Origin of the sequence: Saccharopolyspora mangrovi (assembly GCF_035320975.1) — a bacterium.
GTDB lineage: Bacteria > Actinomycetota > Actinomycetes > Mycobacteriales > Pseudonocardiaceae > Saccharopolyspora > Saccharopolyspora mangrovi.
This window is the reverse complement of record NZ_JAWLNX010000038.1, coordinates 20,986-42,891: the sequence shown is the minus strand read 5'-3', so window position 1 is coordinate 42,891 and position 21,906 is coordinate 20,986. Positions and strand designations below refer to the sequence as shown.

Below are 21,906 nucleotides of genomic sequence, written 5' to 3'. Positions count from 1 at the left end.
GCAGCGACGAGTGGACCTGAGCGAATCCCCTTCTTCGCACCGCCCGCTGCTCCGGTCGGCGCAGCACCGCCGCGCATGGTGGTGCTGCGTGCTGGCCGCCGTCACCGCACTGCTGGGCGTCGCGATCCCCTTCGCTCCGGTCACGGCCTCGGATCCGGTCGTGCCCTGGCCGCAGGCGGGCCGGTTGCCGACCTCGACCGTGCTGCCGCTGAGCCCGCCCCGGCCGTTGTCGCTGCCGCGACGATCCCGTGCGCGGCGCTGCGCGCGGTCGGCACCGGTGATGTCCTGCGCACCGTCCCGGCCGGTGCGCACCCGGCGGCGGGCTGACCGTCGCCGCAGGTGGCGGCCGGGTTTCGGTGATCGCCGCGGGCGCTGCCGTGTTCATCGAACCGGTCCCGGCGGGCGCGTGCACCTACGGCGTCGCCGCGACCGCCGCCGGGCTGGAGATCAGCAGGGATTCCGGCCGGGTGGCGGTGTTCCCGGGCATGCCGGTTCCCGAGGTCTCGGTGCTGACCACCGCCGCCGAAGGCCTGCCGCAGGCGGGCGGGCTCGCCGTCGGCCTGCACACCGACGACCGCTACGACTCCCAGCCCACCGGGGTGAAAACCGCGCTGCTGCTGGCACATCTGCTCGCGCTGTCGGGCACGGCGGTGCTGGCGTGGCGGATCTGGGGCCGTGTTCGGTTGCTGAGGACGCGGCCGCGCTGGGCCGACGCGGTGGTCGCGAGCGTGGCCGCGTCGTGGGTGCTGCTCGGGCCGGTGCAGTACGACGACGCCTGGGACGTGCTGATGTCGCGCAACGCCTGGGATTCCGGGTACCTCGGCAACTACGTCTACATGTTCAACGTGACCGAGAACCGGTTCGTGCTCAGCCAGTACCTGATGCAGTTCTGGGGCGGCGTCGGCGAGTTCAACCTGTGGTGGCTGCGGTTGCTCCCGCTCGCCTACGGTCTCGTCACGTGGGTGGCGCTGCGGTTGCTGCTGGCCACGACGCTCGGCCGGTCGGCGAGCCACCGGTGGGTCCCGTGGGCGCTGGCCGTGGCGTTCCTGGCCTGGTGGCTGCCCTACGGCATGACGCTGCGCCCGGAACCACTGATCCTGTGCCTGACGGCCGTGACGATGCTGCTGGCCGAGGTCGCCGCCGCCGCGAGAGCGTCCCGGCGGCCGCTGCGACGACGTTCGTCGCGGCGCTGGCCCTGAGCTGCTCGCCGTCGGGACTGGTGGCGTGGGCGCCGCTCGTTCCCGCGCTGCCGTGGTTGTGGCGGTGGCTGCGCGACCGCACGTGGAAATCCCGCTCCGCAGCGGGTTTGACGCTGGTAGCGGCCGGAACCGCCATCGTGCCGGTGGCTTTCGCCGACGCCACGTCCGGCGACGTCGTCGAGGCGACGAAGGTGCACCGCTGGTACTACGGCTCGTTCGCCTGGTACGAGGAGTGGCGCCACATCGACACCCTGATGGCCGGGCCGTGGGCGCTGCGCCTGCCGGTGCTGATGACACTCGGCGTGGGCCTGCTGGTGGCGCTGGGCCGCGGTCGCCGCACCGCGCCCGGCACGGTGCGCAGCCTGATGCTCACCAGCGCCGCGATCACCGCGCTCGCCCTGGTGTTCCTGGCGTTCAGCCCCACGAAGTGGGTGCTGCACTTCGGCGCGCTCGCGGCTCCGGCGATCGTGCTGCTGACCACCGCCTTGCTGCGGTGGCCGCCGCCGGGTTCTCCGGCCCGAACATCTGGAAGCCGTTCAGCGACCGGGGTCAGTCGTTCGGCGACCACATGTCCCCGTCGCTGTCGAAGGTCGAGCTGAGCATGACCGCCCCGCACGTCGGCGACCTCTTCCTGCGCGACGCGAAGCTGTGGGTGGCGCTGGCCGCGGGATCGCCGCGTTCGGCCTGTGGCAGCGCCGCCGCCACTCCGGCGTGCTGTTGCGGCCCGAGCGCGGCGTGCTGATCGCCACCGCGCTGCTGCTGGTCACCGGCATGTTCGCGGTGTTCGCCCACGCACCGTTGCGGCAGGCGCCGGGCTGGACGGTCGCCAGCGGCGGGTTCGAGTACGCCACCACGGGGCGCACCGGCGGGCTCGCCGACCACGTCCAGGTCCTCGCCGATGCCGACACTCCATCGCTCGCGCCGGCCGAACCCGCTGCGGTGCGAGGTGATTTCACCACCGCGCAGCCGCTGCCGGTGCCCGCTTCGGCACCGGGTCCGGTGTGGCACAGCCACTCCGCTCGGGCGACCGGGCGGGGCTGGCTGGTCTCCGGCTGGTACCCGGTGCCGGCCACCGGCGACGGCACCCACGTCACCGTTCCCGCGCTCGGCGAAGGCCTCACCTCGCACCGGCTGGTGGTGCAGGCCGACACGCCCACCGGCGTGGTCGATCTCCCGCTGAGCCCCGACGCGGCGCTGGGCGCCCGGCACTGGCAGGAGCTCGCGGTGGCGCTGCCGCGACCGGTGCGCGCGGTGCGGGTCGTCGCCGAGCAGCACGGGGCGTGGCTGGCGGTCGGTCAACCTCGGTTGACGAAGGTCCGGCCGGTCACGGCCGCCACCGACGGCCGGATCGTCTTCGCCGACCAGCTCTCGGCGATGCTGTGGCCCGACATCGACCACGCCGAGGTCGCGCGCGGCATGACCACGCCGCCGGAGGTCCGGGTCAGCGCGGCCGAGCACATCGATCCGGGCGTGCTGTCGAACTCCACGTTCACCGACTGGGGCGGCAACTTCGCCACCAGCACCCACACCGCCACCTTCGTCCGGATGACCTCGGCGCTGCCGGGCGGCCCGGAAGCGCCACCGTGGGGCACCGTCGACCGGCTGCTGCACGCGCACCGGCCCGGCCTGCTCGACGTCGAGCACCGGCACCAGGAACGCGCGGGCTGGACGCGCCTGCCGACGCTGGCCGGTGAGTCCTACATCGGCCGCGAGTACACCGGGTAGGGATTCGCGTTTGCCGGAGTGTCCCGCTGACCAGGCGATTCACTCCGCCGCCAGCGGCTCGTACCCGGTCGCCCGTTCGCAGTCAGCGGCGTTTCGGGTTCTGGACAGTAACCATGATCACCCTTGACATTAGGGTAGCCTAACTTAAGGCTCGAGGGTGTCCCCAACACCCAGGGAGTCACGGATGTCCAGTCTTGACGGGAAAGTCGACAGCCTCGCGCCGTACGCGCTCGGCGCGTTCCGGATCGTCGTCGGGGCCCTGTTCGCCAGCCACGGCGCGGCGTCGCTGTTCGGCGTCTTCGGCGGGGCGCCGGGACCCGGCGGCGCGGTGGCGTTCGGGACGTGGCCGTCGTGGTGGGCCGCGGTGATCCAGCTGGTGTGCGGACTGCTGGTCGCGTTCGGCGCGTTCCAGCGCCCCGCCGCCGTGATCGCATCCGGGTCGATGGCCTACGCCTACTTCGTCGTGCACCAGCCCGACGGCCTGCTGCCCCTGCAGAACCAGGGCGAGCAGGCCGCGCTGTTCGCTTGGTCGTTCCTGCTGCTGGCCTTCACCGGGCCGGGCGCGCTGGCGCTGAGCCGGACGCGGCGACGCCGGACGCAGCCGGTCGCCGCGTGACTCAGCCCTCCGGGTCGCCGTAGCGCTCGGCGATCGTGGCCGAGGCCGGCCAGCGGGTGCCGGGGTCCTCGTCGTTGGGCCAGCCCGCGGGGGAGTCCTGCCAGGCCTCCCGGCGGCCGTAGGGCAGGGCGTCGACCAGCGCGAAGGTGTGGGCGAGCTGCTCGATTCCCCGGCCGTCGGTGTGCCAGGTTCGGTAGACGGTGTTGCCGTCGCGGAGGAAGACGTTCAGCCCGAAGCCGCCGCCCGGAGGCGCGCCGACGTCGGTCCCGAACGAGCTGTTCGCGGTGGAGTACCAGGGCAACCGGTTTCCGACGCGGCGCTTGTAGGCCAGGGCCTCGTCGATCGGCCCCTGGGTGACGATGACGAACCGCGCGTCGTAGTCGCGGAGGAATTCCGGGCGGGTGAACTGCGAGGTGAACCCGGTGCAGCCGGGGCACTGCCACTTCTCGCCCGGGAACCACATGTGGTTGTAGACGATCAGCTGCGAGGTGCCGTCGAAGATCTCGGCCAGCGAAACCGGCCCGTGCTCACCTTCGAGGACGTAGTCGGGCATCTGCACCATCGGCAGGCGGCGGCGTTGCGCGGCGATCGCGTCGAGCTCCCTGGTCGCGGCCTTCTCGCGGGCGCGCAACGCGTCGAGCTCGCGCTGCCAGGTACCGGCGTCGACGACGGGCGGCAGGGCGTTCGTGGTGGTCATGTCGGCCTCTCCCCAGGAGTGAGTTTCCAGTGCGGTCACAGAGTTGGACCGCATCCACCCCGGAAACTCATCGGTGGCCGGTCGCCACGACGACCGGCCACCGGGAAGAGGAGGGGATCAGGCGCAGAGCTTCCAGTCGCCGTCTTCCTTGACGAGCTTGAGCTCGGCGGTCTGCGGCTGCTGGCCCGGGACGGTGGACTCCATCGTCGCGGTGCCGTTGTCGCCGTTCTCCTGAACGCCCTTGACCGTGGTCTTGACCTGCTTGAGCATCTCGAGGTCCTGCGGCTTGGCGACCTTGAGGAATTCTTCCTTCTGCTTCTGCAGTTCCTCGATCTGCGGCATCGCGGCGTTGCAGACCACCGCGCGGTAGTCGTCGGCCTTCACGCTGCGCGGGTCCTGGGTCTCCTTGGTCGACAGCGCCGCGTAGTCCTCGGCGGTCGACTGCGCCGATCCGCCGCTGAACAACCAGAAGGCACCGACGGCCACCACGGCGATCACGAGCACGGAGGCCGCGACCGCGACGATCACACCGACCTTGTTCTTCTTCGGCTGCTCACCGGCCTCAGAGGTCTCAGCGGTCCCAGCCGCCGCAGCGGGCTCGGCGTCGGCGGGCGCGTCGGTCTGCTCGGCCTTCTTGGCCTCGCCGTCCTCGTCCGCGCTCTCCGTCTCGCTCTGCTCGGCACCAGGCTGCTCGGTGCCCGACTGCTCGGCACCGGACTCGGCGTCGCCGTGGCCGGCTGCGGTCGAGCTCTCCGAGGTCTGCTCCGCGGCCGAGGTCTCGGTCTCCTCAGCGGGCTGCTCCTCGGAGCCGCTCTGGCCGGGCTCGTTCGGCGAAGAGGTCATGAACACCTTCCTGGTTCGGGCTTGTCAAGTGCTGTCCCCAGGTGTACGCGACGAGGGCTGCGAGTTCCACCCGTGTCGAACTTTGAACAGCGCTTTTCCCGCGCTGGAACATTACGATTCGACCACGCCTCTGTGGAGCTTCCCTTGTCACGCCACCAAGAAGTTACGGCTCGTTCCGGTGAACGGCGCGATCTCCCCCGAGCCCGCGGCTTTCCAGTCTCCGCTGTGGACGATTCGGTAACGACCCGCCGGGGCGGCCGCCGGGATGTCCCACGTGATGGTCGCGGTGGAGGAGGCGACGCCGCTGCGCTTCCAATGGTACTTGGTCGACCAGTGGCGGTCGTCGGCCACCGTCCGCCACCGGCCGTTCACCAGGTGTTGCACCTCGGCGAAGGTGCCGCCGCGCCGCAGGTCGTTCTTGGGGTGCCCGGTGACGAATTCGGCCACGACCTGCTCTCCCCGGTGGTACCCGCGGGCGGGTTCGGCGAGCACGTCCCCGAAGTCGCGGCCGGGCGGCGCTGCGTCGAAGACCACGCCGGGCTGGAAGTTCGGCAGCGTTCCGGTCATGTCGGGCGGTACCGGACCGAGCGGAACTCGCGTTCCGGTGCGCATCGCCGCCGCCAGCCTGGTGAATTCCTGTTGGTGGGCGGGAAGCGTGTAGCGGCCGAAGAGCGTCGAGGCGCCCTCGTACTGCTGGGAGTCGTACTCCTCCGGCGTGGTGACGTACTGGCTGTAGGCGTTGGCGTAGCCCTGCATCAGCACGTTCTCCAGCGGGACGCCCAGTTCCGCGGCGACGCTGCGCCGGATCCGCAGCCCGGCCACGATCGTGTACTCGGCGGGGCCGGCGACCAGGTAGAGCTCGCCGATGCGCATCAGCTGCAACGGCAGCACCTCCGGGCACCACGGGTGTGGTTCCATCGCGCCGAAGGGCACCGCGACGGGTTTGGGCGCTTGCTCGTCGGCGAGCTCCGGCGGGATCGGCACGTCCGCCCCGCCGAGCCAGTCCAGCAGCGGGTTGCGGATCCCTTCGCCGATCGGGATTCCCGGGCCGTCCTCGGTGCTGCCGGCCAGCATCGACAAGCCGATGGCCGCGGTGCAGGTGCGATGAGTCCTGCCGTCCGGGGTGAATCGTCCGTCCACAGTGACCTCGGAGAGGTCCACGTAGCACAGCAGCGACTCGACCGGGCCGCGCATGGGAGTGCCTGCCGAGTCGAAAGCCCGCTTGGCCGCGGCGAATTGTCGTTGGCCGATGATCCGGGTGTTGTCGAACTCGTCCTCGGTCGGACCGGACCCGGGTTCCAGGTTCAGGTTCGGTGACATGTCGGCGGCGTTGGTCTGGGCGAAGCAGGCCACGAACTCCGGGTCGCCGCGCTCCCAGGCGAAGGCGGCGTAGCCCTTGTTGTCCGAGCTGATCAGGTGGTTGCCGTTGGTCATCGACGTGCCGTGGGTGGCGAACCAGGCGATCGCGCCGAAGTCGCGTCCGCCCCGGGTGAAGCGCAGCACCGTCACGGCCGGGTCGATGGCCTGCGGGAAGTGCGCGGTGTCGGCCGCCGGGTTGAGGTCGAAGGCGCTGCGGGAGCGGTTGACGCTGGCGTCGGTGAGCTCGGCTCGCCCGAGCGAGACGGTGCCGGGCGCGAGGTCGTCGTGCGCCGCGCCGATGGCCTCGGTGATGCCGGCGACCACGGCGTCGAAGACCTGCTGCTGGAAGCCCAGCGTGGCCAGGTCGTAGGCGGCGTAGTGCGAGTCGCCGCCGCAGGCGGCGTGCGTGTGCGTGGCGTTGAGCAGCACGTTCTGCTCGGTGTAGAGGCCGCCGTAGTTCTCGGCCAGCCGTCGCAGCACTTCCTGGTGCACCGACTGGAACAGCGCGCCCAGCTCGACGGTCACGAACACCACCCGGTTCGCGCCGTCGTCGACGACGAAGGCGCGGGCGAGCGTGCGCAGGTGGATGCCGGCGGTCTGCTGCTGCGGCATGGAGTAGCCCATCATGCCGTTCTCGGCGGCCGGGCCGGTCACGTCGGCGACCCCGCGTCCGACGCGGTAGCCGGTCGCTTCCCGAGCGGACGCGGTGGTGGTGCCGAACATCGTGGCGGCCAACGGCGCGATGGCGGCGGTGGCCAGCACCTGCCTCCTGGCAACGGGCATCAGCCTGTTCCTCAGTGAATGTGAATCCTGTTCACGTTCATTGGATGCGGGCAGGCTACGCCGATCAACACCGGCTGCCAAGATCTCACCTCGGCGCGAGCGGGCCAGCGAACCGTTCCCGCAGCTCGCGCTTGAGGACCTTGCCCGAAGCGCTGCGCGGCAGCTCGGCGACGACCAGCACCTGCCGCGGGCACTTGTACCCGGCCAGGCGCGTTGCGCAGAACTCCCGGATCTCCTCCAGCGCGGGGTGTTCCGGGCCGGCGGGTTCGATGACGGCGACGACGCGCTCGCCCCACAGCTCGTCCGGTGCGCCGACCACCGCCGCCGCCGACACCGCGGCGTGCTGGTGCAGGACGTCCTCGACCTCGCGGGAGTAGACGTTCTCACCACCGGTGAGGATCATGTCCTTGCGCCGGTCGACGATGGCGAAGCGCCCCTCGCGGTCGCACCGGGCCAGGTCGCCGGTGCGGAACCAGCCGTCGCGGAAGGCCTCCGCGGTCGCCTCGGGGCGGTTCCAGTAACCGGAGAAGACCTGGTCGCCCCGGATCTCCAACTCCCCCACCTCGTCCGGCCCGCACTCGGCGCCGTGGTCGTCGACGACGCGCGCCGCCGAGAGCAGCATCGGCGTACCCGCCGAAGCCAGCAGCTCCGGGTGCCCGTCGGCCGCCGCCCGGTGGCCTTCCGGGCCGTGCGCCAGGGCGTTGCCCGCGAGTTCGGTCATGCCGAAGCCCGCGCGGAACCCGGCGTTGGGGAAGCGGGTCATCGCCTCGCGCAGCGTGGCCCCCGGCATCGGCGCCGAGCCGTAGCCGATGCGGGTGATCGAGGTCGTGTCGCAGTCCTCGAGCGCGGGATGGCGCAGCAGCATCGCCAGCATCGTCGGCGCCACCGTGGTGGCGGTGACGCGGTGCCGCGGCACCGCGTCGAGGAAGCCCTCGGTGCTGTAGCGGCGCAGCAGCACGACGGTTTCGGCGGCCAGGTGCGCGACGAGGACGTTGTAACCGGCGATGTGGCACAGCGGCCAGGGCACCAGCGACACCGGCCGCCGCTCGAGGGCCCGCGGCCAGCTGAGCACGGCGTTGACCGCGCCCGCGACGACGTTGCGGTGGGTCAGCACGGCACCTTTCGCGCGACCGGTGGTGCCGGAGGTGTAGAGCAGCCAGGCCGGTGCGTCCTCGTCGGGCCGCTCGGGTTCGACGTCCGGGCGGCTGTCGAGCAGCGCGCTGAGCGGTGTCGTGCCCGCGACGTCGTCGACCGTGACGATCGTGCGGATCGAGGGCACCTCGGCGGCCGCGTGCCGTGCGAGGTCGAGGTACTTGGCCTCGGTGATGAGCACGGTCGGCGTGGCGTCGGCGAGCAGGTCTGCGACCTCGCGGCGCGCGAGCCGGTAGTTCACCGGCAGCAGCACCATGCCGGCCAGCGGAACCCCGTAGTAGGCCAGGACGTACTCGGGGTTGTTCTCGGTGAGCACGGCGACGCGGTCGCCGGGCCGGGCGATCTCGGCGAGGCCGTGCGCCAGCCCGCGCGCTCCGGCGTGGAGCTCACCGAAGGTCCAGGTGGCGCCCTCGAACTCCAGCGCGGGGACCTCGGGCGCGCGCCTGGCCGCGAACCCCACCACGTCGCTGATCAGCATCTCGCCTCCCGCGCCCCGCGTCGGACACCGGAGGAACCGTACCAAACAATCGCTTGGTCAACGTTCAGTTCGTCCGGTCGGACCAGCCCTCGGGGAGGTCGCCGGGAGCGGTCGCGATGACGCTCTCGTCATCGGTGCCGACGTGCTCGAAGAGGGTGATGCGGGCGAACTCCGGGACCACGTAGATCGGGTACGTCGGCCCTTCGTCGCGGTACTCGCGCATCTCGTCGAGGTGGTCGTTCTGGTACAGCACGGTGCGCTCGCCGTGCTCCCGGATCCAGTCCGGGAAGAAGATCACGCCGTGCAGCACGCGCTCGCCGGGGATGACGTTGACCGACACCGAGGTCCCGGTCGGCTCGGTCCAGGACACCTTGTAGACGCCCCGGGTGAGCACGACCAGGTCGACCTCCTGATCCTTGACCCAGCGGCCGCCGACGTGCCCGGTGTGGATCCGGTAGTCGATGGTCGTCGGGTTCTTCACGTACATCTCGTACTGCCAGCCGTTGGCGTAGGTGTAGATGAACCGGTGGCCGACGATGCCGGACAGGTCCTGCTCCGGGACCGGCTGCTCCACCGTGGTCGGGTTCTCGCTCATCGCCTTCTCCTCCCCCGTCGTTGACGTTGACACATTTAATTTTGCTACAAAATTGTTTTGCTGCAAAACGAATGTGCGGTCGGGCACAATGAGCGGGTGACGAGCGATCTCGACGCCTCCGCCATCGAGTTCAGCCGCCTGCTCGGGCCGCTGCGGCGAGCCGTGCTGCGCGCCTCCCGGCAGGGCGCGGAACTGCCGGACCTGCCCGAGGCGCAGATCGAGCTGCTCCGGCTGCTGGTCGCCGACGGCCCGCTCAGCCCGCGCGAGGCCGCCACCGCGCTGCAGGTCGCGCCGTCGACGATCAGCAACCTGGTCAAGACGATGCGCGCGGCCGGGCTCGTCGCCCGCGACACCGACCCCGAGGACGCGCGCACCGCCCGGCTCAGCGCCACCGCGACCGCGCTGGACCTGCTCGACCGCTACGACCGCGCGAGCGCGACCGCCCTGCGGCGCAGCCTCGCCCAGCTGCCTCCCGGCGAGCGCGCGCGTCTCGACGCCGCGCTTCCCGCGCTGCGCTCGCTGACGACCACTTTGGACTCGCACCTCCGCTGAGAAGCGAAAACGGCCCGCTGCGGCGGGAACCGCAGCGGGCCGTTCGCGGAGCGGGGGTCAGACGAGGATGCCCGCGATCGTGGCGCTGAGCAGGTTGGCCAGGGTCGCGGCCAGCACCGCGCGGATGCCGTCCTTGGCGATCCAGCTGCGCTTGCCCGGGACCAGACCGCCGAGGCCGCCGAGCAGGATCGCCAGCGAGCCCAGGTTGGCGAACCCGGTCAGCGCGAAGGTGACGATGGTGGCGGTCTTCTCGCTGAACTGCGCGGCCTGCGGGCCGAAGTCGGAGAAGGCCACGAACTCGTTGATCACCAGCTTCTCGCCGACGAACCCGCCGGCGGCGACCGCCTCGTGCCACGGCACGCCGATCACCCACATCAGCGGCGAGAACACGTAGCCGAGGATCTGCTGCATCGTCAGGTCCGGCAGCCCGAACAGCCCGCCGACGCCGCCGACGAGGAGGTTGAGCAGCGCGATCAGCGAGACGAACGCGAACAGCATCGCACCCACGTTGAGCGCGAGCTTGAGGCCGTCGGAGGCGCCGGTGGCGGCGGCGTCGATGACGTTGCGCGGCTTCTCCTCCAGCGCGGGCGCCGCGGTGCCGAAGGCGACCTGCTTGGACTCCTCGCCTTCGGCCGCTTCGTCGTCCTTCGACGCCGGGGCATCGTCGGAGGTCGGTTCGTCCTCGCTCTCCGGCATGATCAGCTTGGCCATGAGCAGACCGGCCGGGGCGGCCATGAAGCTGGCGGCGATGAGGTTCTCCAGCTTCGCCCCGAGCATCGCGTAGCCGACCATGACGGTGCCGGCCACCGTGGCCAGTCCGCCGACCATGACGGCGAAGAACTCCGAGCGGCTCATGCTCGAGAGGTAGGGGCGCACCAGCAGCGGCGCCTCGGTCTGGCCGAGGAAGATGTTGCCGGTGGCGTTGAGCGATTCCGCGCGCGTGGTGCCCAGCGCCCACTGCAGCGCGCCGCCGATGATGCGCACGACCCACTGCAGGATGTGCAGGTGGTAGAGCACCGCGGTCAGCGAGGACACGAAGATGATGATCGGCAGCACCTGGAAGGCCACGACGGTGCCCTCGGCGGGCATGATCGGCCCGACCAGGAAGTCGATGCCCTCCTTGGAGGACTCGATGACCTTGGTGACGCCCGAGGCCACCGCCGTCAGCGCCTTCTCACCCAGCGGCCAGCGCAGCACCACCAGCGCGAAGACGATCTGGATCGCCAGCGCCCCGCACACCGTGCGCACGTTGATGGCGCGCCGGTTGGTCGACATCGCGAACGCCAGCAGCAGCACGACGACCATGCCGCCGATACCCCACAAGACCTGCACCTGGAATCAGCCTTTCCTCGAACCGCCGCTGCCGCGACGCGATGTTGGGTTCGAGGGATGCTCGCACGCGTGACCGGTAGCACGCACTCGGGTGGCGAGTTTGTGACTCCGCTAACGGCTGGTCAGGGACGCGTGATCACTCCACAGTGCACTCATTCTGGGAGGTCGAGCGCGGGCAGCGAGTTCTGGATGTCCTCGCGGGTGGGTTCCAGCCAGGGCGGCAGCTTGAGCTCGCGGCCGAGCTCCAGCAGCGGTTCGTCGATGTCGAAACCGGGTTCGTCGGTGGCGATCTCGAGCAGCACGCCGCCGGGTTCGCGGAAGTAAAGGGACTTGAAGTACTGGCGGTCGCGGATCTCGGTGACCTCCAGGCCGCGGTCGATGAGCTCCTCGCGCCACTGCTTCTGCGTGGCGTCGTCGGGCGTGCGCCAGGCGACGTGGTGCACGGTGCCGCCGGCGACGAAGCCCTCCGGGGCGCTCGGGTCGACGCGGACGTCCACCAGCGCACCCGGTCCGCCGTCACCGGCGGCGAAGCGGATCCGGTCGCCGTCCTGGTGGTGGAACCGCAGGCCGAGGCCGTCGACGAGCAGGTCGGCGGTGTCGGCTTCGCGCGCGACGGTCATGGTCACCGAGTGCAGGCCGCGCACGGCGTGCTCGGCGGGAACCGACGGGGTGTCCCACGGGTCGCGGGGGTCGCCCTGCGGGTGCGCGACCAGCGCGAGCTCCAGGCCGTCGGGGTCGCGGAAGCCGAGGACGTCCTCCTCGTCGCGGTTGGTGACGCGCGTGGTCTCGACACCGGCGGATTCGAGGTGCTGCTTCCACCAGCCGATGGAGTGGGTGGGCACCGAGAAGGCGGTCGTGGTCGCCTGTCCCGAGCCGATGCGGCCGGCCTCGACCGTCTCCCACGGGAAGAAGGTCATCAGCGAACCGGGCTTGCCCGCGGTGTCGCCGTAGTAGAGGTGGTAGACGCTCGGCACGTCGAAGTTGACCGTCGTCTTGACCAGCCTCAGACCCAGCGTGCGCAGGTAGAAGTCCGCGTTGCGCTGCGGGTTCTCACCGATCGCCGTGACGTGGTGCAACCCGCTGGTCCTGATCGCCATGACAGCCTCCTACCCATTTCAACCACATTCGTAGAAGACACTAACAGCGCGATATCTTTCGCTCAAGATGATTGCGTGTAAGATTGTTGTCGGAGCCGTCACGGCGACGGCGAGAACGGGAGATATCCGATGAGCGCGAAGAGGGGAACCCCAGCCGTGACCCACGAGGTCGACCTGCCCAGCGATGACGAGACGGTCACCTGGTGGGGTCTGGTCATCGAGGGATACCACGCCACCCACGCCCGGCTGATGAACGAGATCAGCGAGCGCGTGGACCTCGCACCCGGCTCGTTCGACATCCTGATCCGGCTGCTGCGCTCCCCCGGTCACCGGCTGCCGATGACCCGGCTGGCCACGGAAGCGGCGCTGAGCAGCGGCGGGTTCACCAAGGTGGCTGACCGGCTGGCCAAGGCCGATCTGATCCGCCGCGAGCACTCCGCCGAGGACCGCCGCGTCGTCTACGCGGTGCTCACCGAGCACGGCCTGGCGGTCGCCGGGGAGGCGCGCAAGGTCTGCGCCGAGATCCTGCGCAGCCGCATCCTCGGACCGCTCGGCGCGCAGCAGTCGCAGAGCCTCGCCGAGGCGATGCGCACCCTGCGCACCGCCAACGCGGCCTGAAACGCCGCCGCTCGCGCGGCGGCGTCGTGGCCGCTCAGCGAGCGGCGCCCTCGGTCTTGTTGAACTCGGCCTTCCACTCCCGGAAGGCCTCCTCGGTGCGGCCGTGCCGCCAGTAACCCGAGATCGACGCCTGATCGCGGGCGACGCCGCGCTCGCGGAACAGGTACGGGCGGACGCGGCGCATGACCTCCTGGGCTTCGCCGTGCACGAAGGCGTGCACGCGGCCCGGCAGCCACTCCAGCTCGCGCACCGCCTTCTCCAGCGTGCCCTCCTCGCCGACGTCCGCGCGGTAGATGAAGGTGGCCTCGCCGTCGGCGGGCAGCGGCAGCTCGGGCGCCTCGGCCGGGGAGTCGATGAGCATCACGACACGCACGACGGCGTCGGCGGGCATCGCGCGCAGCGCGGCCGAGATCGCGGGCAGGGCGGACTCGTCGCCGGCCAGCAGGTGCCAGTCGGCCTCCGGGTCGGGCCGGTAGGCGCCACCGGGGCCGTTGATGATCAGCTTGTCGCCCGGCTGCGCCTTGGCCGCCCACGGCCCGGCCACGCCCTGGTCGCCGTGCATGACGAAGTCGATGGCCATGACACCGCGCTCGACGTCGGGGAACAGCGCCGTGAACGTGCGCACGGTGGGCATGTCCTCGGCCGGGAACGTGCCGCGCATCGCCTTGATGTCCAGCGGCTCCGGGTAGGTCACGCCTTCCTTCGGGAACACCAGCTTGACGTAGCGGTCGGTGTGCACGCTCTCGGCGAAGGCCGACAGGTCATCGCTGCGGAACCACAGTCGCCGCACCCGCGGAGTCACCATCTCCGCGTCGGTGACGGTCAGGTAGGTGGTCATCGATCTCCTCAAGAAACACACTCGCAAAGACTTAGGTCAGGCTAACTTATCTTCGCGGTGCTTCGCAGCGCCAACCCGGGCGCGTCTCAGATCTGCTCGACGTCGGCGAGGTTCTGGGTGGCGGCCCAGCTGGCCAGCAGCTTCAGCCCATCGGCCGTCGGTGTGCCTGCGGGTGCGGTGTAGACGTTGAGCGTCAGCCCCGGCTCGGACGGCAGCTTCATCGACTCGAAGTCCAGCTCGAGCCTGCCGACCACCGGGTGGCACAGCCGCTTCTGACCGCTGCGGTGCAGCTTCACGTCGTGCGAGGCCCACCGCTCCCGGAAGGTCTCGCTGCGCGTGGACAACTCCCCTACCAGCTCGATGAGCGCCTGGTCGTGCGGGTTGCGCCCGGCCTCCGAGCGCAGCATCGCGGCCCCGTCGTTGGCGACCTTGTCCCAATCGACGAAGAAGTCCCGCGCGGCCGGGTCCAGGTAGACGAAGCGGGTGGTGTTGGCCGGGCGGCGCGGGTCCTCGAAGACCGGCGAGTACAGGGCGCGGCCGAGGCGGTTGGCGGCCAGGATGTCGTGCCGTTCGTTGCGCACCCACGCGGGCGCGTCGCTGATCGCTTCGAGCACCTGCAGCACCGTGGGCCGCACCGTCTTGGGCGCGGAGGTGCGCTTGCGGCGACCCGGCCCGGCCGCCCTGGCCAGGGCGAACAGGTGCTCGCGCTCGGCCTCGTCGAGCTGCAGCGCCTGCGCCAGCGAGTCGAGCACCCCCTCGGAGGCCCCGGCGAGGTTCCCGCGCTCCAGCCGCACGTAGTAGTCGACCGAGACGCCCGCGAGCATCGCGACCTCCTCGCGGCGCAGCCCCTTGACCCGCCGGTTGCCGCCGTAGGCGGCCAGCCCGGCCTGCTCGGGGGTGATCCTGGCCCGCCGCGTGCTCAGGAATTCGCGCACCTCACCCCGCAGGTCAACCTCTGCCATGACCTCAACCCTAAGCCGCCCGCAACGCCTCAGGCAGGGACCACGACTACCCCCTAGCACGTCACACGTTCGGGCAACCGCAGCGCGCTGGTCACTTGCCGTGGTCATGAGCAACACCACCACGTTCACCACGACGTAGCCCACCGCGGTGATCAGCATTGCCGACCGTGCACCGGGTGATCACCTCGGCCCCCGCACCCAGCAGGTGGGCGAAGACCACGTGGACGACCGGGAGAACACCGCTGTTGTCGAAGCGCAGCGCGACGTAGCGACCTTCCTTGGCGGGCCCGAACACCAGGTAAGTAGTGAAATAGGGTTTGAGGGGTGCTGATCAGGCAGGTTGGTAGCGGGCCGAGGTGTTGAGCCAGGCGGCGTGGCCTCCCGGGATGTGAGCGATGACGTCGGTGAGGTGCTCGAGTCCTGCCCGCAGCTCCTCGGGGCAGTCCGCGAGCTGGGCCCGGACGTCCGCGGCGGCCCCCTCCAGCTCCTCGTGGCGTTGCAGGATCCGTTTCTCGACCTCGGCCACGGCTTCGGCGTCGGACCAGCCGTGGGCGTGGCGCAGGACCGTGACGTAGTTGGTGGGTTCGTCGTTGGCGGATTCCTTGGCCAGGGAGCGGATGTCGTTGCGCCAGGCGGTGAGGTCGTTGGAGGCGGCGCAGAGCTCCGTCCACGCCGCACCGCTGGCCAGGGGCTCGGGAACCTCGGTGCCGCAAGCGGATTCGATGACGTCGAACATGAACATGCCGTTGGACTCCCGGCGCAGCACCGGGTACTCCTCCGGGCTGGGCAGCGTCCGGGCCGCGCGGTGGGCGATCTGGGTGAGGAAGGCAAGGCGTCGCGGTGCCGGTGCAGGTGGGCGATCACGCGGTCGCGCCACCGCGAGGACATGCCGGCCGACGTGCGCGGCCACAGGTCCGTCAGCGCCGACATCAGCGGGGTGTCCACCAGCACCGGCCGTCCCCGCATGAGCGCGGTGATCGCCGCGTAGAGCGAGCGGACCGACTCCGCTGTGCGGTCGGCGTCGTCGTCCTGCTCGTCGTCGATGTGGAACAGCAGCGTGATCCACTGGGCGTAGAGCTCCACGGCCTCGGTGGGGTCGTCCGGCATCACCAGTGCGGTGACCTCGTGGAACCCCGCTCCGCGCAGCCGCTGCTCGTCGGCGGCGGTGGTGATCAGGCCGACGCGGGCCGCCCACTGGCACAGCCGCGCGCCGACGTCGGCCGCCTCCGGGTGGATGCGGCCGAGCGCGGGAATGCCGAAGTCGTTCACCGCTCCACCTGCCACAACGCGCGCATCGCGAAGGCCGTCGTCAGGTAGCGGGAACCGAAGTAGACCCGGAACCGGCCCATCCGGTAGTAGGCGCTGGCCGCCCACGAGCCGTCGGAGTCTCGGGCCCACGCGGCGGAGGGGTCTTTCGCGGTTCCGGAGCACCCGACGCTGTTCGGTCGCTGGACGGCGTCACTGTCGGTCGACGGCGCGCCGGCGCCGGTTCCCGCCGGGGAGGCGGGTCTGGACTGGGAAGGCGAGGTCGCGGCCTACCTCGGCCGGGTGGTCCGCGACGCGTCCGAAACCGAAGCGCGGCAGGCGATCCTGGGCTACTCGACGTTCAACGACCTCACGGCTCGTCGTGCCCAGAAGCTGACCTCGCAGTGGACGCTGGGCAAGAACGCCGACGGCAGCGGCCCGATGGGGCCGATCGTCACCGCCGACGAGGCCGGGCACCTCTCCGAGGGGCTGGACCTTCGCACCCGGGTCAACGGCGAGGTCGTCCAGCACGGCAACACCGCGGACATGATCTTCTCGCCGGAGGCGGTGATCTCCCTGGTCAGCCGCACGTTCACGCTGCACCCCCGGGGACGTCGTCTGCACCGGGACCCCGCAAGGGGTCGGCTGCGTGCGCACCCCTCCCCGCGTGCTGCGTCCCGGCGACGAGGTCACCGTCGAGGTCGACCGGCTCGGCACCCTCCGGACGCCGATCGTGGACTAGCGCTGCAGGCGCGGGTGCGCGCCGACGGTCATCAGGGCGATGTCGACGTAGCGGGCCGCAAGCTCTTCGGGGCTCAGCGGCCCGTCGGGGTGGTACCAGCGGGCGACCGACTGGCACATGCCCAGCAGCGCGCGGGAGGTCTCGGCCGGGTCGGTGACGGTGAAGGTGCCGTCCTCGCAGCCCGTTTCGATGACCTCGGTGAGGACGTTCTCGACGGTCTTGCGGCGGGCGCCGTACCGGCGGCGGTTGCCCGGTGAGAGGTAGCGCAGTTCGCTGTCGATCGCGGCCAGCCGGAACCGGTAGGCCATGTGCAGCACGACGGCTTCGACGACGCTGACGAACTGCTCGCGGGGCCGTCCCGGCGATTCGTCGGCGGCGGCGCGCACGCGCCAGGCGACCTCGCCGGTGCCCAGTTCGAGGAGGGCGACGAGCAGCCCTTCCTTGTTCTCGTGGTGGTAGTACAGCGCGGGCACCGTCATGCCGACCCGGCGGGCGATCTGGCGCACGGTCGCACCGTGGAAACCGCTCTCGCGGAACTCGTCGAGCGCGGCGTCGAGGATCGGCGTGAGCGCCAGCGGCCCGAACTCCCGCCACCCGGACTCGGTGCCCGACTGAGCCATCACGTCTCCCTCTCCCGCCTGCGCGGGACCCTACCGGCCGGCGCCGGACGCCGGCCGGTTCGGGCCTCGCTCAGCGGGGCGCCATGCGGATGGCGCCGTCGAGCCGGATGGTCTCGCCGTTGAGCATCGGGTTCTCGACGATGTGGCGCACCAGCGAGCCGTACTCGGTGGGGTCGCCGAGCCGCGAGGGGTGCGGCACCTGCGCGCCGAGCGAGGCGACGGCGTCCTCGGGCAGCGAGGCGAACAGCGGCGTGTGGAACAGGCCCGGGGCGATGGTGGTGACCCGGATCTTCAGGTTCGCCAGGTCGCGCGCGATGGGCAGCGTCATGCCGACGATGCCGCCCTTGGAGGCCGAGTAGGCGGCCTGCCCGACCTGCCCGTCGAACGCGGCCACCGAGGCGGTGTTGACGATGACGCCGCGCTCCTCGCCGACCGGCTCGGTCCGGGAGATCCGCTCGGCGGCCAGCCGCAGCACGTTGAAGGTGCCGATGAGGTTGACGTTGATGACCTTGGTGAAGTCGGCCAGCGGGAAGGCGCCCTGCTTGCCGACGGTCTTGGCGGCGTTGCCGATTCCCGCGCAGTTCACCGCGATCCGCAGCTGCCCCAGCTTCTCCGCCTCGTCGAGCGCCGCGCTGATCTGCTCCTCGTTGGTCACGTCGGCGGCGGCGAACACGACGTCGTCACCGAGCTCCTCGGCCACGGCTTCGCCCTTCGAGGACGGCAGGTCCACGATGACGACCTTCGCGCCCTGGTCGCGGAGTTCCTTCACCGACGCCAGACCGAGCCCGGACGCACCACCGGTCACGAGCGCGACAGCACCCTTGATGTCCACTTCGACTCCTCACGTCTCGACCAACTCACGGCAGCGTACTGAGCGACCGCTAGGTAACCAAGTGGTGCGGCGCACACCTGCTCGACGACTCGGCAGCGCTAAGCGCGCTCGGCGCCCTCCGGCCAGAGGACCGTGACCGGGACACCGCGCCGGTGGGCGGCCTCGACGACGGCTCCGGTTCCGCCGTGGCCACCCGATGGCCGTCCGTCCCACACCGCGATCACGGCTTCTACCGAGTCGAGCAGGAATTCGCTCGCGGCCATGTACGCCGTCCTGCTGGACGCCGCGAAGGGCATGGTGCGCACCGTCGCGGCCTTGCCGATCAGCTCGTCGAACCCGGCCGCGTTGTCCGGCTCGACCTTGCGTTCGCGGTAGTCGGCAGCGGGGAGCACGACTTCGAGCGCGCCACCGATCTCCAGCACCGCCGAGGCGAAGATCTGGTCGGCGCCCTTGGCCAGGCAGCTCACCCCGGTGACCTCAGCACCCCGGAGCGCTTCGAGCTCGTCGGCGAGCGCCCGCTGAACGAGGTGCATTGATGCGGCGGTGAGGTTGCAATGCCCGGTGATCCCGATGCGCACGTGCCAAGCCTTTCGATCTCGACTATTCAGCCCCGATCACAGCACGGACGGCGGCCCGAGCGCTGTCGACGGCAGGCGCACCCGCGAACCTTCCGGAGATGATCGGGTGTTGTCGGTGGGTTCGCGAACTTACTCTTGGGTCATGTCGATCGCGATCAACGAAGATCACCGGCTGCTGGCTGAGACCGCTTCCGATCTGCTGGGGCGGCGTGAGGCTCGTGGAGCGAGCCGGGCGCTGCTGGAGTCCCAGTCCGAATCGCTGCCCGCGTTCTGGCGGGAGGCCGCCGAGCTGGGCTGGTTGGGGTTGCACCTGCCCGAGGAGTTCGGCGGAGCGGGGTTCGGGCTGGAGGAGACCGCTGTCGTCGCCGAGCAGATGGGGCGAGCCCTGGCGCCCGGGCCGTTCGCGCCGACCGTGATCGCTTCGGCGGTGATCGACTCGCTCGGTGATGACGCGGCGAAGAAGCGCCTGCTGCCCGGTCTGGCCGACGGTTCGGTGCCCGCCGGGGTGGCCTTCGACGCCGAGGTGGAGGTTTCCGGCGGCACCGCGTCGGGTTCGGCCGCCGCTGTGCTGGGCGGCGGTCTCGCGCAGCTGCTGGTGCTGCCCGCCGGCGCGGACGTCGTGGTCGTCGAGGTCGGTGACGGTGTCACCGTCGAGGTGCCCGCGAACCTGGATCCGTCCCGGCGGTCCGCGCGGGTCGCGCTGCAGGCCGCACCGGCCACCGTGCTGACCGGCGGACGCCGTGCGCTGGTCGACCTGGCTCGTGTCGTGCTGTCCGCGGAGGCCGCCGGTGTCGCGCGGGAGTGCACCGAGCTCGCCGCCGCCTACGCCGGGGAACGCGAGCAGTTCGGGCGGGTGATCGGCACCTTCCAGGCCGTCAAGCACCACTGCGCCAACATGGCCGTGGCCACCGAGCTGGCCACCAGCGCCGCCTGGGACGCCGCCCGCGCCGCGCGGACCGGTGGCGACCAGCTGACCTTCGCCGCCGCTGCGGCCGCCGCGCTCGCGGCACCGGCGGCGGACCTGTGCGCCAACCTCAACACCCAGGTGCACGGCGGGATCGCCATCACCTGGGAGCACGACGCGCACCTGCTCGTGCGGCGGGCGACGGCGCTGCTCGCGCTGCTGTCCGCCGACGACGCCGCGACCGACCTCACCGACCTCACCCGCCGCGGCGTCACCCGCGCCCGCACCGTCGAGCTGCCGCCCGAGGCCGAGGACCTGCGCCGCGACGTGCGCGCCATCGCCGCCGAGATCGCCGCGCTGCCCGAGCAGCGGCAGAAGGAGCGCCTCATCGAGACCGGCTACGCGGTGCCGCACTGGCCCGAGCCCCACGGCCGGGCGGCCGGGGCCGTCGAGCAGCTGGTCGTGGAGCAGGAGTTCGCCGAGGCCGGGGTGGAGCGGCCCGCGTACGGGATCACCGGCTGGGTCATCCTCACCCTGATCCAGCACGGCACCGAGCAGCAGGTCTCGCGCTGGGTCGGGCCCGCGCTGCGCCAGGAGGTGATCTGGTGCCAGCTGTTCAGCGAACCCGCAGCGGGTTCGGACGCCGCCGGCATCAGGACCCGCGCCACGCGGGTCGACGGCGGCTGGCTGGTCAACGGCCAGAAGGTCTGGACGAGCGGCGCCCACAAGGCCGGGATGGGGTTCGCGACCGTGCGCACCGACCCGGACGTGCCCAAGCACCAGGGCATCACGATGATGGTCATCGACATGCACGCCGAGGGCGTCGAGGTGCGGCCCATCAAGATGCCGTCGGGCGCCTCGGAGTTCAACGAGGTCTTCTTCCAGGACGTCTTCGTGCCCGACGAGGACGTCGTGGGCCCGATCAACGGCGGGTGGACCGTCGCGCGCGCCACGCTCGGCAACGAGAGCGTCAGCATCGGCGGCGGTCAGGGCAGCACGATGTCCACGCCGGCCTCGGCGATGGTCCCGCAGCTCGACGCCCACCCCGACCGGCTGCCCGGTGGTGCGGTGCGCGTCGGCCGGTACGCGGCCGAGCACCACGCGATGGAGATGCTCAACATGCGCTCGGCCCACCGCGCCGTCGCGGGCGGCGAGCCGGGACCCGAAGGAGCCATCACCAAGCTAGTCCTGTCCGAGCTCGGTCACGAGGCCGCGGCCATCATGAACGCCCTCAGCGGCCCGGACTCGGTCTACCTCGAGGGTCCGGGCGCGTTCAGCGGAGCCCTCGCGCTGCTGCACCGCGGTCTGTCCATCGCGGGCGGCACCAGCGAGATCAAGCGCAACCAGATCGGCGAACGCATCCTCGGCCTCCCCCGAGACCCGCTGATCAAGTAGGTCGACAGGTCAGAGGGTCAGCAGTCGAGTGATCTGCGCGGCGGACCGCGTGAGCGCGTCGCCGAGGCGGGCGGGGTCGATCTCACCCTTGCGGTCACGCGGGATCGTCAGGGTGACCGAACCGGCGATGTGCGGACCCTCGAAGAACGGGGCTGCGATGCCGAAAGCGTCGAAAATGCGTTCTCCCTCGCCTTCGGCCCAGCCTCGCTCGCGGACGAGTGCCAGGTCGTGTTCGAGGTCGTCCCGCTGCGTCGTGGTTTCCGGGGTGAGCGCGTCGAGCGAGAGCTTCCCGATCACGTCCCCATCGCAGTGCGCGAGGATGGCCTTGCCCGCGGCACCGGCGTGCAGCGGGATTGGCGAGCCGGCGGCAAGTCCGTAGTGGACGGGATTCTGGCCTGGCGCCACGGCGGCCAAGACCGGCACGCTGCTGATCAACACCTCCCGGGGCGGTCTGGTCGACGAAACCGCGCTGCTGGCGGCCCTGCGCTCCGGCCGACTCGGCGGAGCAGGCCTAGACGTCCTCGACGCCGAAAGCACCGACATGCGCGATCCCCTGCCGCACAACGAACTCCCGCTCGACGAGCTGGACAACCTCATCGTGACCCCGCACATCGGCGGCCAGACCGACGAAGCCCTCAGCAAGGTCGGGCACGCCGCCGTCAGCTGCATCCGCCAGGCCCTCGCCGGTGACACCCCTGATCACGCCGTCGTGGTGCCCGCCCGCACCGCGGCCTAGTTCGAGGA

23 protein-coding genes and 4 pseudogenes are annotated in these 21,906 nt (G+C 71.0%); 11 read left to right on the top strand and 16 right to left on the bottom strand.

Going from position 1 to position 21,906, the window contains the following annotated elements:
- Positions 1 to 75 precede the first annotated feature (75 nt).
- The 4 genes and pseudogenes from R4I43_RS32700 to R4I43_RS32680 all read left to right on the top strand — a co-directional run bounded on the left by R4I43_RS32700 (position 76) and on the right by R4I43_RS32680 (position 3,540).
- Positions 76 to 327, top strand: coding sequence for a hypothetical protein (locus R4I43_RS32700; protein WP_324269592.1), 252 nt, complete (start codon positions 76 to 78; stop codon positions 325 to 327).
- A 158-nt stretch (positions 328 to 485) separates the two neighbouring features.
- A pseudogene (locus R4I43_RS34515) lies at positions 486 to 1,798 on the top strand (arabinosyltransferase domain-containing protein).
- Positions 1,799 to 1,847: 49 nt separating this feature from the next.
- The gene (locus R4I43_RS32685) at positions 1,848 to 2,924 is read left to right on the top strand and encodes a hypothetical protein (protein WP_324269589.1); all 1,077 of its coding nucleotides are present in this window, start codon (positions 1,848 to 1,850) and stop codon (positions 2,922 to 2,924) included.
- 184 nt (positions 2,925 to 3,108) lie between these two features.
- Positions 3,109 to 3,540: a DoxX family protein gene (locus tag R4I43_RS32680; protein ID WP_324269588.1), complete on the top strand. Its 432-nt coding sequence runs from the start codon at positions 3,109 to 3,111 to the stop codon at positions 3,538 to 3,540.
- A 1-nt stretch (position 3,541) separates the two neighbouring features.
- On the opposite strand, the gene R4I43_RS32675 is transcribed toward R4I43_RS32680, so the two are convergent.
- The 5 genes from R4I43_RS32675 to R4I43_RS32655 all read right to left on the bottom strand — a co-directional run bounded on the left by R4I43_RS32675 (position 3,542) and on the right by R4I43_RS32655 (position 9,447).
- Positions 3,542 to 4,237, bottom strand: a complete 696-nt coding sequence (locus R4I43_RS32675) for a DUF899 domain-containing protein (RefSeq protein WP_324269587.1) — start codon at positions 4,235 to 4,237, stop codon at positions 3,542 to 3,544.
- Positions 4,238 to 4,354: 117 nt separating this feature from the next.
- Positions 4,355 to 5,080, bottom strand: a complete 726-nt coding sequence (locus R4I43_RS32670) for an Rv0361 family membrane protein (protein ID WP_324269586.1) — start codon at positions 5,078 to 5,080, stop codon at positions 4,355 to 4,357.
- 147 nt (positions 5,081 to 5,227) lie between these two features.
- On the bottom strand, positions 5,228 to 7,222 hold the full coding sequence (locus tag R4I43_RS32665) for a neutral/alkaline ceramidase (protein WP_324269585.1): 1,995 nt from the start codon (positions 7,220 to 7,222) through the stop codon (positions 5,228 to 5,230).
- Positions 7,223 to 7,307: 85 nt separating this feature from the next.
- The gene (locus tag R4I43_RS32660; RefSeq protein ID WP_324269584.1) at positions 7,308 to 8,852 is read right to left on the bottom strand and encodes an AMP-binding protein; all 1,545 of its coding nucleotides are present in this window, start codon (positions 8,850 to 8,852) and stop codon (positions 7,308 to 7,310) included.
- Between the two features lie 64 nt (positions 8,853 to 8,916).
- Complete coding sequence (locus R4I43_RS32655; protein WP_324269583.1) at positions 8,917 to 9,447, bottom strand: phenolic acid decarboxylase; 531 nt, start codon at positions 9,445 to 9,447, stop codon at positions 8,917 to 8,919.
- Between the two features lie 96 nt (positions 9,448 to 9,543).
- On the opposite strand from R4I43_RS32655, the gene R4I43_RS32650 reads away from it, so the two are divergent.
- Entirely contained in the window at positions 9,544 to 9,999 is a 456-nt protein-coding gene (locus R4I43_RS32650; RefSeq protein WP_324269582.1) for a MarR family winged helix-turn-helix transcriptional regulator, read from the top strand.
- Between the two features lie 57 nt (positions 10,000 to 10,056).
- Here the strand turns inward: R4I43_RS32650 and R4I43_RS32645 are convergent, their stop codons facing one another.
- A complete protein-coding gene (locus R4I43_RS32645; RefSeq protein WP_324269581.1) occupies positions 10,057 to 11,331 on the bottom strand; it encodes a NupC/NupG family nucleoside CNT transporter in 1,275 nt (424 codons plus the stop codon).
- 152 nt (positions 11,332 to 11,483) lie between these two features.
- Positions 11,484 to 12,428 (bottom strand): ring-cleaving dioxygenase, encoded by a 945-nt coding sequence (locus R4I43_RS32640; RefSeq protein WP_324269580.1) that lies wholly within the window; start codon positions 12,426 to 12,428, stop codon positions 11,484 to 11,486.
- Between the two features lie 129 nt (positions 12,429 to 12,557).
- Between R4I43_RS32640 and R4I43_RS32635 the strand changes: the two genes are divergently transcribed.
- A complete protein-coding gene (locus R4I43_RS32635) occupies positions 12,558 to 13,046 on the top strand; it encodes a MarR family winged helix-turn-helix transcriptional regulator (protein WP_324269579.1) in 489 nt (162 codons plus the stop codon).
- Between the two features lie 34 nt (positions 13,047 to 13,080).
- On the opposite strand, the gene R4I43_RS32630 is transcribed toward R4I43_RS32635, so the two are convergent.
- From R4I43_RS32630 to R4I43_RS34510, 5 genes and pseudogenes are all read right to left on the bottom strand, one after another.
- Positions 13,081 to 13,884 carry a siderophore-interacting protein gene (locus R4I43_RS32630; RefSeq protein WP_324269578.1) on the bottom strand — a complete coding sequence of 268 codons (804 nt, stop codon included), beginning with the start codon at positions 13,882 to 13,884 and terminating at the stop codon, positions 13,081 to 13,083.
- Positions 13,885 to 13,970: 86 nt separating this feature from the next.
- Positions 13,971 to 14,846 (bottom strand): helix-turn-helix transcriptional regulator, encoded by an 876-nt coding sequence (locus R4I43_RS32625; protein WP_324269577.1) that lies wholly within the window; start codon positions 14,844 to 14,846, stop codon positions 13,971 to 13,973.
- 91 nt (positions 14,847 to 14,937) lie between these two features.
- Positions 14,938 to 15,141: a hypothetical protein gene (locus tag R4I43_RS32620; RefSeq protein ID WP_324269576.1), complete on the bottom strand. Its 204-nt coding sequence runs from the start codon at positions 15,139 to 15,141 to the stop codon at positions 14,938 to 14,940.
- A gap of 36 nt (positions 15,142 to 15,177) precedes the next feature.
- Entirely contained in the window at positions 15,178 to 15,723 is a 546-nt protein-coding gene (locus tag R4I43_RS32615) for a terpene synthase family protein (protein WP_324269575.1), read from the bottom strand.
- Positions 15,724 to 15,740: 17 nt separating this feature from the next.
- Positions 15,741 to 15,953, bottom strand: a pseudogene (locus R4I43_RS34510) (hypothetical protein); the annotation flags it as partial.
- 18 nt (positions 15,954 to 15,971) lie between these two features.
- Between R4I43_RS34510 and R4I43_RS32610 the strand changes: the two are divergent.
- From R4I43_RS32610 to R4I43_RS32600, 3 genes and pseudogenes are all read left to right on the top strand, one after another.
- Positions 15,972 to 16,163 (top strand): hypothetical protein, encoded by a 192-nt coding sequence (locus tag R4I43_RS32610; RefSeq protein ID WP_324269574.1) that lies wholly within the window; start codon positions 15,972 to 15,974, stop codon positions 16,161 to 16,163.
- 45 nt (positions 16,164 to 16,208) lie between these two features.
- Positions 16,209 to 16,637, top strand: a pseudogene (locus R4I43_RS34505) (fumarylacetoacetate hydrolase family protein); the annotation flags it as partial.
- Positions 16,638 to 16,710: 73 nt separating this feature from the next.
- Positions 16,711 to 16,833: pseudogene (locus R4I43_RS32600) on the top strand (fumarylacetoacetate hydrolase family protein); the annotation flags it as partial.
- Here the strand turns inward: R4I43_RS32600 and R4I43_RS32595 are convergent.
- The 3 genes from R4I43_RS32595 to R4I43_RS32585 form a co-directional block, all read right to left on the bottom strand.
- Complete coding sequence (locus R4I43_RS32595; RefSeq protein WP_324269572.1) at positions 16,830 to 17,453, bottom strand: TetR/AcrR family transcriptional regulator; 624 nt, start codon at positions 17,451 to 17,453, stop codon at positions 16,830 to 16,832. The pseudogene R4I43_RS32600 and the gene R4I43_RS32595 overlap by 4 nt on opposite strands.
- A 70-nt stretch (positions 17,454 to 17,523) precedes the next feature.
- Positions 17,524 to 18,285, bottom strand: a complete 762-nt coding sequence (locus R4I43_RS32590; protein WP_324269571.1) for a 3-hydroxyacyl-CoA dehydrogenase — start codon at positions 18,283 to 18,285, stop codon at positions 17,524 to 17,526.
- A gap of 98 nt (positions 18,286 to 18,383) precedes the next feature.
- Complete coding sequence (locus R4I43_RS32585; RefSeq protein ID WP_324269570.1) at positions 18,384 to 18,863, bottom strand: hypothetical protein; 480 nt, start codon at positions 18,861 to 18,863, stop codon at positions 18,384 to 18,386.
- Positions 18,864 to 19,005: 142 nt separating this feature from the next.
- Between R4I43_RS32585 and R4I43_RS32580 the strand changes: the two genes are divergently transcribed.
- Positions 19,006 to 21,162 carry an acyl-CoA dehydrogenase gene (locus R4I43_RS32580; protein ID WP_324269569.1) on the top strand — a complete coding sequence of 719 codons (2,157 nt, stop codon included), beginning with the start codon at positions 19,006 to 19,008 and terminating at the stop codon, positions 21,160 to 21,162.
- A gap of 9 nt (positions 21,163 to 21,171) precedes the next feature.
- Here R4I43_RS32580 and R4I43_RS32575 read toward each other — a convergent pair whose 3' ends face one another.
- Positions 21,172 to 21,585 (bottom strand): IclR family transcriptional regulator domain-containing protein, encoded by a 414-nt coding sequence (locus tag R4I43_RS32575; RefSeq protein ID WP_324269568.1) that lies wholly within the window; start codon positions 21,583 to 21,585, stop codon positions 21,172 to 21,174.
- Between the two features lies 1 nt (position 21,586).
- On the opposite strand from R4I43_RS32575, the gene R4I43_RS32570 reads away from it, so the two are divergent.
- A complete protein-coding gene (locus R4I43_RS32570; RefSeq protein ID WP_324269599.1) occupies positions 21,587 to 21,898 on the top strand; it encodes an NAD(P)-dependent oxidoreductase in 312 nt (103 codons plus the stop codon).
- Positions 21,899 to 21,906 lie beyond the last annotated feature (8 nt).